This is a genomic window from Selenomonas sp. AB3002 (assembly GCF_000702545.1).
Lineage (GTDB): Bacteria > Bacillota > Negativicutes > Selenomonadales > Selenomonadaceae > Selenomonas_B > Selenomonas_B ruminantium_A.
On sequence record NZ_JNIO01000002.1, the window covers coordinates 288859 to 303236 of the forward strand.

Here is a 14378-nt window from a genome sequence, read left to right on the forward strand (position 1 = left end):
AAAGGCCCTGCCAAACTCCCGGCAGGGCCTTTCTGTTATGCTACATCGCTATAGGTAATAGCTGCCTTTCCTTCACGGCTTTCGTCTTCTTCACTGTTTTCCTTGTCCTTGTCCTCCTTTTCCTCCTTGTCCTTCTTATTCTCGTTATCCTCAAGAGGCACCAGGCTGTCATCACCGGTGATAGTCAGGTCACTGTCGCTGTCCTGTGTTTCCAGACTGATTCTGCCATTCCTTCCGTTGGAAGAAGAACTGCTGCCGGAGCCATCGCCTGTACCTTCATCAGCTTCGGAAAGTTCTGCCGTCAGGAGTTCTTTCCTCCGCCCGGAATTTAGCAAAGTGCCATCTTCTGTTTCAATTCCGATAGTTCCCTCCTTGCTCCCGGCCTCTGCCACAAGCGCTCCATCTTCTGTCTCGATGCTTATAGAGCCTTCGCCATCAGCAGCACCCACGCTGAGGTAACCTTCTTCTGTGCTCTCCACATAAAGTTCCTTGCCCTTGTCCGTGTTGCTGAGGCTCATGCTGCCGTCACTTGCCACATCCTCACCCAGGAGATTTACCACCTCAGCCATTTCAATAGCCACAGTACCGGAAGAACCGGTTGTCCCATTGACGGAGGAAACAGCCGTGGTATCTTCGCCATACTGAATGGTAGCTGAAGCCCCATTGCCGGTGGCTGTGCTCTGATCCTTGGAAACATTCTTGTATACATTGCTGTCCGGGACAATAGGCTTTTCTACATAGCCGATATCCGCTAATACAGGCTCTGCCTCAGGCGCAGGAACCGGCGTCGGGGTCGGCGTCGGCGTCGGGGTTGGCGTCGGGGTCGGCGTCGGGGTCGGCGTCGGGGTTGGCGTCGGGGTTGGCGTCGGTTCCGGAGTTGGGGTCGGCGTATAGCCACCGCCACCACCAGAATAAGGATTCACCACGAAATTGCCCGGCTCCTGTTTCTTCAAAGTATAATTCTTGTCTAAGTTAGCCTCCTTATACAGATCCAAATAATGGTTATAGACCTGATTGCCGTTCTCATCTACCTTAAGGGTACCATCTTCATTATAGGCCAGTTCCGTTCTGGGGATGCGATACCATCCGTAGACATCATGCTCACCTACGCTGTACTTGGTAACACTGGCCTCAGGCCCCCAATAAATGTGTTCGGCATCATTGTAATACTCTGCCAGCGGCACCTGTTTGGTGGTAGTGCCGGTAGAAGTTGTACCATCTTCATTCTTGATGGTTTCCGTAACGTTCACAGGCATGGTCTCGCCGTCCACAAAACCTGTCAATGTTCCGGTAAATGTCGGCATATCCTGGCCGGCCGTAATGGTAGCGCTGCTGCCATGAGCAGTGATAACGGCCCTGTTGATGATGCCTGTACCGTCAAATTCATCCTTGTCCAGCTCATAGTTGCCATTACCCAGGGCAAGGCTATTGTATACCACTTGATGCTGGAAGGGAGCCGATGTCCTGTTGAAAGCGGCATCCTTGGGGGCAGCTTCTGCTATATCCTTATCAGATATGCTTTCATCCCTCTTAGCTGCCTCCAATGCTTTCTTCGTAGGAGCACCATAGGTAGCCTTGCCCACAGTCAGCCCCAGGAAATCCTGAATGTTGCCATCGCCAGCCATCTTCCTGTTAATCATATCCTGATTGACAAACGCCGCTCCAGCCTCATCAATAGTAAACTCATTGACTGTGAGATTATTATTATTGGCCACCCTGGTTCCATCGTAAGTCTTGGAAGAATCTATGGATTTCACAGAAATGGTATACGGCGTGATCTCACCGGCATTATCCTGAAGCACGCCAGTGCGGGTCTCGCCGTTCCCGGAAGTGTAGCCGTTAGTGCCATCGGCGGTGAAATTGCCTGCCAGATCGTAGTTGGAATTGTTCCAGCTGAGCTTGTAGAAGGTAGCCTTGTCCTTCTGCACCTTGCCGTTCTTCCTGCTGACATTCTCATCATCATAGGTGGGAGTATCCGTCAGCGTCACATCAAAGCTTTCCGTTTCGCCGCTGCCCGGGTCTAGGCTCAAGGTCATATTGTTGGCATTGCCAAAGGACCTGCTGACCTTCGCACCATCGGCTGCAGCCGTCAGGTTGGAAGCTGACGCATAAGACACCTTATTGCCATCTTCATCCTCATATTCGCCCTTGACCAGCTTGTCCTGATCATACTGCTTGGTAGGACTCTTCCTGATGGCGACGGTGATGTTCTTGGGATCTATCCTGCCTCCTTCCTTCTCAGTGATCTCTATGCCCTCATCAGTGACAGCATAGTTGATGCTGCCGTCAGAGCTGCTGCCGTCTTTGATGGCCAGGGCATAGTTGCCTGCATCATTGCCATCGGCAGTCTTGCTGTCCTCCAGCTCAAACTTCTTGAAGGTCACATCCTTATTGATGACATTGCCGCTCTTATCGCGGGCCACATCCTTGGTATCGTACTCGCCTCTGATGGCAGAGTAATTCAGGCCCACCCCGGCATCAATGATGCCGCTCTCATCCTCGTCATTCCTGCCCTCCAGCACGAACCTGCCAGACAGATCCGCATCCTTGGACAAGACCTTCCTGCCATCATATTCCTTGCTGAGCAGCTCGCCTCCTTTGTCCTCCACATAGACCTTGCGCTGGCGGATATCGCCATAGCCCTGATAGTCGGACGTCTGGCCACCGTTGCCGTCAGCAAAGATATAATTCTTGTTCGCCATGTCCTTGGCATCTGCCCAGGCCATGGCGTAGTTGATTACCTTGCCGCCCTCGGCCGTGGCCTCAGGACTGATACTGGCATTCTTGTCCTCATAGGCTGCTTTCACATTGACCGTAGAAACAAGCTCGCCATTTGCCCTGTCCAGATTGATGACATCCAGATCTTCCTCATCGATGGCAAAATACGGAGTCCCGTCCTCTGCCACCAACTTGGCGCTGTCATTGCCATCATAAATCTTCTCTTGCAGGGCGCTTCTGGCCTTGCCGGAAATGACCCTCTGGGTAATCGTGCCTGCCTTGTCGTCACGGGTAAAGTACCTGTGATAGGACTCGGAAGTATAGCCATCAGCCAGCTTGAAATTCTTCAGGGATTCATCTGACAGGCCATCAATCTTGTAGTACACAGGCAGATTCTCACCCACATCCTTTATGGGACCCGTGGGGGTATCATCATAGGCATAGGCATATCCATAACCAGCATCTACCAGATTGTAGCCAATGGGAACCTTTACTTCCTCGTCCCCTGCTTTATACACGCCTAAAATCTTGAAGCCATCGCTTGCATCCTTGCCCACCAGTTTATTGGTGCCATCATATTCCTTGACCACCTCGCCAGACCACTGTGTCTCAGTGCCGGTAATAAGGCGCCTGGTGATTTTGCCCTTTTCCTGGTCAGCCGTGAAGGTCAGGGTATCCGTGTCAGCATCGTAGCTACCATTGGTTTCGGCAATCCTGTAGTTGGTGCCCAAGGTGCCCTCTTCTATGCCGATCAGCGAGCCATGCACATTACTATACTGCACCGCTTTGAATGTTACATCACTGTCATCATAGTTTACCGTGCCACCCTTATAAGCCACATTCTCATCTTCGGTGAACACGCCGTCATTGTAATTGCCATAGCTGCCTTTAATGAGCGTATCGCCATTGATGGCAACCTGAAGATTCTCTCCCTCAATTGTGCCGCTAACCTCAAAAGTCGGGTACTTATCATCATCAGCGCTGGTATCAGTTTTCACCAGATTGACATCTGACTTGGCATCATAGGCTTTCTCTGCATAACCAACCTTAAGGTTGATTTCCTTCTGATTGATAGTGCCATCGCCCACCAGCGTATCATTGGGCTTAGCACTGATATTTCCATCAGCGTCTTTGGTATACAGGTTGTAATTGCCATTGACACCGCTAATAACATAGTTAATAGCATTCTTGCCAGCCTGAGCCTTGCCCTTGTCATCAACTTCTACATTCTTATTCTGATAAGTCGGCGTAACAGTAATGTTATCTTCCCCATCCAACAGGCCCTTGAGGTTCACAAAGGAGTTGGCCGCAGCCTGATCTATGGCATCACCTTCATTATTATTCTTTGCCGCGCCAATCACTGTGATAGTGCCATCATAGACCTTAGTGGGATTGAGGTTGTCAACCAGAGAAGCATAGACGTTCTTGGGAGTAATGGAATTCTTGTTGGTTTCCTTAGTAAAAGTAAAGCTGTAGTCATCATTCCAATTGCCAAGGCCTTCAGCCACATCGTAATTGCTGATAACGTCGCTGTTTACTCTCAAAGTATAGGTAATTGCCTTGTCCCCAATGCTAACGCCGGCATTATCGAACTTAGTATTTGCCTCTTCAACGGAGTAATCATCTGCTTCAATGGCATAAGTTCCCAAGGTAACGCCATTGATATTAGTTATCGCAGCTTTCTGCTCAACCTGATTAGGATCTTCATAATCACTTGCCGTGTGGTTATAAATCAGAGAAGCAGTTCCATCATAAACCTTGCTGAACGGGTCTATATCGGCATCGACAGCAGCAATGCCCCGCTTGGTGATAAGACCCTTCTGCGTATCAGCTGCAAAGACCCAATCCCCATCTGTAAGCACAGCCTCGCCGTCAACCAGCTTGTAGTTCTTCAAATCAGTATCTTTGTTGCCTTCAGACAACGTTACGCCGCTGTACTTGACAGCCTTGTAAGCTGCATTTCTGTCAGCATCAAGAGCAACATTGGCATCCTCATTGAAAGTCCCATCGACAATATTGCCGTAAACACCGCTGCTGACACTGGTATTGATGCTCTCTCCCTTTACCCCGGTTTCTACCCTAAGATTAGGCAGACTATCACCGGTTTCGAGATTCTCATTCGTCAGCTTCACATTGGCATTCTGGTCATAAGTCTTCTGGGCCAAATCAGACTCCAGCTTGATCTCACGCGGAGTGATGGTGCCGGTCCCCGTCAGGGTTGCCGTGTTCTTATCATTGTGATTGTCATCAACATCATGAAGCTTATAATTGTCATCGATACCATCTACCGTATAAGTTACCTTATGCGCTTTAGTCTGAACTTCGCCATTATCATCGACTACTACATTCTTGTCGTTATATACGGCATCTACCTTATACTTGTCCTTGTCATCACCAACCAGGCCCTTTACCTTCACATAGGACTTGGCCTTTGCCTCGTCAACAACTTTTCCACCATCAACTGTCACATTCAGAACATCAGTCGTACCATCATATTCCTTGGTAGGATTGGCAGCCAAACCATCATCATTCAGTGAAGCATAGATGTTCTTTGCCGTAATAGTGTTGCCCTTAGTGGTCTCGGTCAGGATGAAATTGCCATCACTATCATATTCACCATTCTTAATGGAATCCATCTCGTAGTTTCTGGCGAAATCTACGCCCATGGTCATCTTATAAGTGATGTCCTTATTCTCTCCTGCCTTGGCAGTATCATAATCTGCAGCAACACTATAAACAGCATCCACATTTTTCTGCTGGTCAGTAGTCAAGGTCACGCCATGGACATAATCCGAAGCGTTTGACTTATCCTTATTCTGAGTATCGTCATACTCCAAATCTTCAGCCGTATGGTCATAAGTAAGGGAAGTCTCTCCATCATAGACCTTGTCTACAATTTCATCAATGACCGTCCCAATCTCATTAACCTTACGCTTGGTAATAAGACCTTTCTCCTTGGCAGCCAGGAACGTCAGTTCATCAGTAGCGCTGTTGTAAAGGTGAGCATCCTTGTAGTTGACCAATTTGTAATTGGACATATCCGTCTGGTCATTACCTGCAGACAAAGATTTACCCACATTGCTATACTGAACAGCCTTATAGGTTGCCTTATTGTTGCCATCAAGGGCAACATTGGCATCAGCCACAAATCCATCAGCATCCGTGTAGGTGCCATATACACCAGTAATGATGCTGGAATCAAGCTTAATTTCCTCTCCTTCTACCCCGGTAGGAAGGCTGAACGTAGGAACTTTATCGCCATCTTCCGTTATCTCAAACTTCACATTGGCATTTCCATCATAGGTCTTTTGCGCAAGGTCAGCGGACAAAGTCAAGCCACGCGGAGTGATAGTACCTCCACCCATAAGGGAATTACTTTCGCTTACTTCACCATCGCTATCCTTTGTGTAAAGTTTATAGTTCGGGCTGACATCCTTAATAGTGTACTTAATAGAACGAGCCTTCTTAACATTCTTGTTATTGTAGGCCGCACTAACTGTATAACTGTCATTGTCCACAAACCCTGGGAGATCTATATAGGACTCTTTGACCTTGTTCTCGTCAACGACAGTCTCTCCATCCATAGCCTTGCCAAAGACTTCTTTGGTGCCGTCATACTCCTTAGTAGGATCGGCCTTTTCACCTTCATCAGTCAGGGAAGCATAGATATTCTTGGGCGTAATAGTATTGTTATTGGTTTCTTCCTCAAAGTTGAAGTCACCATCTTTGTAGAAACCGCCCTCCAGAGTACCCAGATTGTAATTCCTGGCAAAGTCCTTGGCTATGGACAATTTATAGGTAACTTTCTTATCCGTGTCTACATCCGGCGTCTCGTAGTTGCCTACAACACTGTAAGAATCACGATTAACATCTACATCACCCAAGCCATCAGTAGTCAGAGTAATGCTATTGACGAAATCTTTAGCTTTGCCCGTGATTGCCTGGTCAGTGTCATAGTGCAAATCTTTAACAGTGTGATCGTAGTCAAGGGGAGTATCTCCATCGTAGACTTTGGTGGCTGCCTTAAAGTCCGGGGTAATCGCAGTAACATTACGCTTGGTGATAAGCCCCATCTTCTTATCAGCCGCAAAGACCAATTTATCCTCTACGATATCATAAGAATGATGTTCTTCATCGTCAGCAAAGGTGTAGTTGGTCAGTTTTGTACCATTATCAGACGTCAGATGTCCCCTTACAGAGCTATACCTTACAGCCTTGTAAGTTGCATCATTATTCTTATCCAGCGCCACATTCGGATCTGAAGTAAACTTTTTTTCATCTGTTGCATAAGTACCATACTCACCTGTAACAGCACCAAACTGCACAGACTCCCCTTTTTCCGTCAGCACATTGTTCAGAGTGAACGTAGGCAGCACGTCACCATCTTCCAGATTATAATTTTTATTATCCATTTTGACGGTAGACGTCTTGTCATAGGTTTTCTGGGCAATAGTAGCTGTCAACGTAAGCGGACGCGGCGTTATAGTGCCTTTCCCTACCAAAGTCACCGTATTGTCATCATTAGTGGTTCCAAATAAACCATCAGCTTTAATTTTATAATTGTTGCCAACACCGCCAACTGTGTAGTCAATTTTGTTAGCTTCCTCAACAGGCAGTGCCTTAATGTTTACTTCGACATCCTTGCTTTGATAGGCAGCCGCATTAACGGAATATTTATCACTATCCTCGTCTCTCAGACCTGTAATATTCACATACTTCTTAGCCGTATCAGCAGTAACAGTTTCTTCACCATCTTTGGCAATACCGAAGACCGTCGTTTCGCCATCGTACACCTTGGTAGGATTAGCCTCTTCGCCAGTTTCACTCAAAGAAGCATAGACATTCTTTGGCGTAATGGTATTTCCTTCCTTCACCTGGGTAAAGGTATAGTTGCCATTACTTTCAGGTTTAATCTTATCCCCGGTCAATTCAAGGTTCTTTATGACGCTGCTGTCTACTGTAAATTCATAGGTAACATCCTTGTTATTTTCCCCTGCATTCGCATTATCAAAGTGTGTATTCTCATTATTAACGGTATAACCATAATCAAGGGTCACCAAGTCACCCAGTTTAATGTTATTGACCTTGTCCCCTGCACTGGCTTTCTTGCGCTGGCTTTCATCATAGCTCAAATCATTAGTATAATCATAAGTAAGGGAAGTATTACCATCATAGACCTTCGTAACAATATCAATATCCGCTTCAATCGTATCTACTGCCAGTTTGGTAATCTTGCCCTTTTCCTTATCCTTGGTAAAGGTAAGAGTATCACTGTCGGCATCATAAAGATGGTCACTACTATTAGCCAGTGTATAGTTAGTGAGTTTAGTGCTGCCATTACCAGCTTTAAAAGAGCCTGTTGCATTGCTGTACTGAACAGCTTTATAGGTTACCTCACTGGCATCGAATTTCTCAGCATTATCAACAAAGGCCACATTGGGGTCAACCGTAAAGGTGCCATTAGCATAAGTACCATAGTTACCCTCAATGGCATTATCGCCAGTGGTAGCAATAGTGATACTGTCGGTGCCCACCAGCCCCTTCAGGGTAAGGGTAGGAACAGAGGTCACACCTGTGCCGGTGGTCAAATCCACATCACTGTGGGTATCATAAACCTTCTCTGCCAAGGTAGCATCCAAAGTAAGCGCCTTAGGCTCAATGGTCCCCTTACCATAGAATTCGATTTCCTTATCGGTTTCATTCACCGTAGCTGTGTCGTCTTTGGTCCTCAGGTTATAGTTCTTACTGAGGCCGTTCACCACATAGTTGACCACATTCTCCTTGGCCGCAACTTTCCCATCAGCCACAGCTACGTCCTTGCTTGCATAAGTAGGCGTAACAGTATAAGCTGTATCTACAGTCTCCATGCCGCTGATGGTCACATAGGAATTGGCTGCCGTCTGGTCCACCGTGCTGCCGTTGCTCTTGGCCAGATTCAGGAGATTGGTAGTGCCGTCATAACTCTTGGTGGGATTAGCCGCCTGTCCCTTGTCGTTCAGGGACGCATAAACATTCTTGGCCGTGATGGCGTTGTTATTGGTATCCTTGGTAAAGACAAAATTGCCATCGCTGTCGTAATTGCCCAAACCATCTTCCAGTTCAAAGTTCCCAAGCGCATCCTTCTCCAAAACCAAAGTATAGGTAATGGCCTTGCTGCTGCCTACATTGGCATCAGCATACTTGGTATTGCCCTCGTCCACATGGAAGCCAGTAGTGATAGTCAATTTTCCCAGAGTAAGGCTCTTGACAGAGGTAATCTTGTCCACCGTTGCCTTCTGGCTATCATCATAACCATTAGACGCATTGTGGACATAGGTAAGGGAAGTACCGCCATCATAAACCTTGGATACCTTGTCAATGACTGCAGTAATCTCATCAATCGTCCGCTTGTCAATAGTTCCCTTGCCATAGGCAGTGACTGTGTAGCCATCATCAGTCTTGGTAAATTCTAAAGCTTTACTGCCGTCACTGTTCACCAGACGGTAGTTCTTGAGGTCCGAGCTGGTGGAAACCAGGTCATACTTCACCTCATGCTCGCCAACATCCTCGGCGCCCAGCTTATCTGTGGCTTGGAAGGCACTGGTAGCTTGTGTAGTAAGGCTAATGGTATCCCCAGTTGCCACACCCGTAAGGCTGGCATCAGTATTATCTTTGCCGGCAGTCAAAGTTACAGTGTGAGTAGTGCCCCCACTGTCCTTATAATCCATGACATAGGCATTGCCGTCATAGATTTTTTCAATGTCACTGAAGGAGACTTTCAAATCTTTCTGCTTGATATTGCCGCCATACTTAGCATCTCCAACAGTATAGGTATTCCCATCATCCTTGGCGCTTGCAAACTTGCCATCATAGTTAGTGTCCTTAAAGACTTCATAGTCAGTGTCAGCATAAGTGCCGGAAAGCTTTACTGTGTACTTGACCTTCTTGTTGCCGCTCACTGATTCCTGTACACCATCAGTATAGATATTGGCATCCTTGGCAGCATAACCATCCCGAAGATCCCCGGCATATTCTGCCACGGAGACATTGGTCACACCATCATTACCTGTCAAACCAGTGACTTCTGTCTTAGCCTCAAACTTGACTACTTTATCCCCCGTCAGCTTATTGCCGTTGTCATCCACCACATCCGTGGTACCGTCATAGGTCTTGGTAAGCCCGGTCACACCTGAAGTTTTAAGCACACGGGCAGTAATCAGGTTCTTATTTTCCTTGTCAATCAGTGCCAAACCAGTAGAGGATTTGGTATAGCCAGAACCAGAATCTGCCAGCACATAGTCGCCATTATCGGCATCTAATTCCACTGCGTAAACAATCTTGCTGACGTCCTTCACATGGGCGCTGTCATAAAGAGTTTTGTTGGTATCTACACTATAAGCATCATCCGCCAGATCAACACTTACTTTTTTGCCGCCTACGCCTTCGCCTTTGATGGTAACAGTGCCAAGTTTTGACTTCACTTCATCACTGGAAATTTTTTTATTCTCAATAGTTATGTCACCATTATCAGCATAAGTTGCAGTCATCTGATAGCCGCCCACAACGTTTTTAGTACCGTCGTAGACCTTGTTAACTTCACCCGTGCCACTAGTGGTAATAGTATCTATGGTCAAGGGGTTGATAGTCCCTTTGCCATACTGAGTATCATCCATGCCATCAGTAGTGTAATTGTGATTGCTGCTGGTCAGACTCTGGACGCCAGTATACTGCACCTGGCGGCTCTTGCCAGTGGCGCTGCCGCTGTCGGCATGGGCATGTTCATCAGCCTTAAAGGCAGTGCTGCTGCTTGTGGTCCAGCCCGGAGTACCATAGGTGCCCTTAATTTTTTTGCTGGCCTCACTGCCCGCGGAAATCACACCGCCAGTAGTGCCCAGCACCGCATCATAGGTATCATCACCCAGCAGGCCACTTTCGTTCAGAGTAAGTCCATCTGAATCATCAATAGTCACACCTGCAATAGTAATCTGATTGCTGGTCTGGGTAACACCATTTACCTCGCCTACCGTTGCCGTACCATCATATTTCTTGGACACATCGCCAAACTTAATGACAGTAATCTTGCGGGGATTGATGGTTCCCGTTGCCTCAAGCTCCACCTCATTGCTGTCCTTGCCATTCAAGGTGTAGTTTGCCGCATTATCTCCCGTCAAAGATACAGTGTACTTGATTTTCTTGGCAGCTGCATTTTTATTGTCATCCACATAAACATCTGCCGCATTGGTAGTCGTACCGTTCCCAACAGCAGCTGCAGTGGTGTACTCAGCACTAATTGAGAAGGCAGTCCCATCATTGCGGGTCTTGCCATAATCATCCACTACAAGTTTATGGTCAGTATCACCAGCATAGCCCACGTAGCCCTTGGTAGTAGTGGTGCCGCTAGCCCCAGTCCCCTTAAAATCCAGATAGCCTTTATTGCTCCCATCCACCACGGCTGCCTTGGCATCATAGGTCTTGTCAATGCCAGAATCAGTCAGCATAGCCACAGAAATAGCCCGCTTCTCAATCTCGCCTTCACGATAGACGGACACAGTTCCGTTGGTTATCGCCTCGCCGTTTAGGGTATAGTTCTTAAGGACATCTGCATCACCTGCAGTTGCCAGAGTATACTTTATGTATTTGGCATCGCTAACAGTCTTTGCTTCCTTAGGCGTACCAGTATTGCTGTCGTAGAATTTAGGCGAATTGGTGGTAGTGTCCAAGGTAAAATTAAAGCTGCCCTTGTCATCCTTAAGGATTCCTGTGACCTTAGTCTGAGCGAGTGCTTCCTCTTCAGTTGCCACCGCATCAGACTCAAAGCTCACCTGAGTCGCATCCGTATAGGCAGAGGTATAGTCATAGGTTTTCTTGTTATCTACTTCCTTGCCGTCTTTGTCCAAAAAGGCAATATTGTCCAACGTCACATTACGCTTGGCAATGGTGCCGGTACCTGTAAGGACATTATCGGTCAGATCATTTCCGCTCTTATCCTGGAATTTATAGTTCTTAATCTTGGTGGAATCGCCGCTGAATTCCAAGTTATAAACCGCTTTGTAAGCATTTGCCGTATCATTGGCCTGAGCTATCTTCTTGGCCGCCGTCCCATCGGTGGAATAGTAGGCACTATTTACAGCCACTTCGACCTTTTTAAGGTCATCAGTAATAATCCCCCTGCCTTTATCATCGCTGGCATTGTATTTTTCTTCGGTAATGTTGCCAGTTAGATACTTATGCTTTTCAGGATTATCCTTCTCTGCATCCGCTGGAGCTACGGCGTCAATGACTTGCGAAGTTCCATCATAAATCTTGTCAATACCGGTGGCCTGGGTCAGCGACACCTGCACAGGCCTCTGTGTGATGTCGCCGATAACTTTTATAGCCTTAGTATCAAATGGCGTAGTATCAAACGTATAGTTAGTATAATCCGTTGCATGATCAGTGTCAGAAGAGGCCTTCAGCATTGAATCAGGATCATTCGGGAAAATCAGATTTACTGTATCCTTGGTTACAACATTCTCACCAGAAGCATAAGTTGCCGTCAAACCAGAAGTATCCAGGGTAACAGCGTCCGTCTTAACTACAGTACCATCGCTTTTGGTAACCTTAACCAAGCCGGTTTCCACTAAGGTGCCAGCCTTATAAGTTATGCCATTTACTGTGCCACCATTATTATAAATATCTGCCACATCGACAGCATTATTAGACAGCGTCAAGGCATTACTAAAAGCTTTGCTTGCGTCGTCAGTACCATCATAAACCTTGGTGATATGAACATCACCGCTAACAGGCAACAAGTTGCGTGCTACCACTTTGATGGAACTGTCCGCTAGGTCATAGCCATCCTGTCCGCCTAAAGAATAGAAGAAATTAACGCCAGACTCACCTTCAGCAGTTACATCACGAACTTTCGTATCATTGTAGCCAATCTTGCTGCTGTCAAGCCCCTGTGCACCACTTGAAGACAGTACGCTCCCGTTTTTCTTGGCTACTCCCATATAGTAGCCATTATAAGTAAGATCCTTGGCAGCAGAACCTGGAATCACTGCTCTGGGAGTGGTATCGTTTTCTTCTGCATAAAGACCGACATTGTAATTTAATGCTACTGTACCATGACTGTTGGCCTTCAGGAAACTGCGGAGTAAAGGCAGACTATGCCCTTCATAGATACGCCAAGTATCATTTGCTGTTTCTGTACCAGAAAAAAGTCCTGGATAATCACTTTGACTTGTAGATGTTGCATTATCAATGCAGTTAGTACCACCGGACGGACCAATAGTATGACTACTGGTATCCTCTGAACCCGAGCTATTATAAAATTTCCCCGCATTATATGAATTAGTAATTTTTGATGCTGTTGCTTCTCCACCATACAAACCATAATATTTTATGTTGCTATCATCTGTACCATACTTCATATCACCTATATTGTAAGAATTATTTAACTTTAAACCTTTTTCAACAACCTGACCGACCAAACCACTTCCATCACCTATAGTTGCCTCATTATAGGCGTTTGAAATACTAGTTGTTCCTGCGGACCACCCGACTAAGCCTCCAGCAGCTCCCTCGACCGTAAGACCACTCACTGTGCCTGCATTTGCAACTACCGAAACCTCACCAAATGAGTCTAATGTACCAGATACCGAATTAGCAACATTTATAAAAGTTGTATTATTTGCATAACCTGCAATCCCCCCAGCACCATATTGTGACTTAGGATTATCTTCATCAAGAGCTGCAGTAATAGATACATCAACCAACTTGACATTTTCTATTCTTGCACCATCAGTACAGCCAAACAGCCCCGCATATTGTACATAATCATCATATTGTATGCTAATATTTTTTATACTAAAAAAATTACCATCAAACTTTCCTTTAAAAGCATCAGACTTATCCTTGCCTATTGGTTTGAAATTTGACTTTGGAATTTTAACCCCCCATGACGTAGTATATTCTACTGGTAATTCTATGTTATCAGCAAGCATATAATTACCAGATAAATTATTATTAATATTTTTTAGTTCATCTTCATTATTAACCAACATATAATCGACAATTTTAGTATCTCCATATAAGAAAGATGCTTTATTAGCTTTACCTGCATTTTTATCTTTATAATCAGCCTCGCCTGGATCTGCAGTCAAATATCCCACATGCACATATCCATCAGAACTGCTCTTAAGGGTGACCTTTTTCAAAACTTCGCCATCATCGGCAGAAACAATATCAGCAGTGTTAAGAAAACGGATATTAGTGCCTTCAACATAGACAGAATTAGCCGTTATTTTTCCCATGTTAACAACTTCAGCCTGAACGGTTGAAGGGCTCAAAACACTGCTGCTTGTGCCATCCCACTTATCTTTACCATCAATTATATTTTTAAGGTTTGACAAATCTTGAGTAGAAACGTATAAATTCCCCACATCAATATTGGCAGACTCCCCCATTATAACGCCTTGGGGATTTACCAGATAAACATCATTCCCCCCCCTCATAGCGCCATTTATGTATGAAGTACCATTCCCTGTAACCACATTTAGATAATTATGCGCACCGTTAGCAACAGACTTCTCCCCACCGTCAAAAGTCACACTTTCCCCACTGCCAACAGAAAAATCTGCCCAGTTTATGACATTATTGTCAATCGTAGACGTGATAGTCGTATCTGTTCCTGTAGTAAT

Annotated in this window: 1 protein-coding gene; it reads right to left on the reverse strand. The window is 46.1% G+C overall.

The features are described 5' to 3' along the window. Positions 1 to 35: 35 nt before the first annotated feature. Positions 36 to 12737 carry a hypothetical protein gene (locus tag P159_RS0101685; RefSeq protein WP_029540819.1) on the reverse strand — a complete coding sequence of 4234 codons (12702 nt, stop codon included), beginning with the start codon at positions 12735 to 12737 and terminating at the stop codon, positions 36 to 38. Positions 12738 to 14378: the final 1641 nt, after the last annotated feature.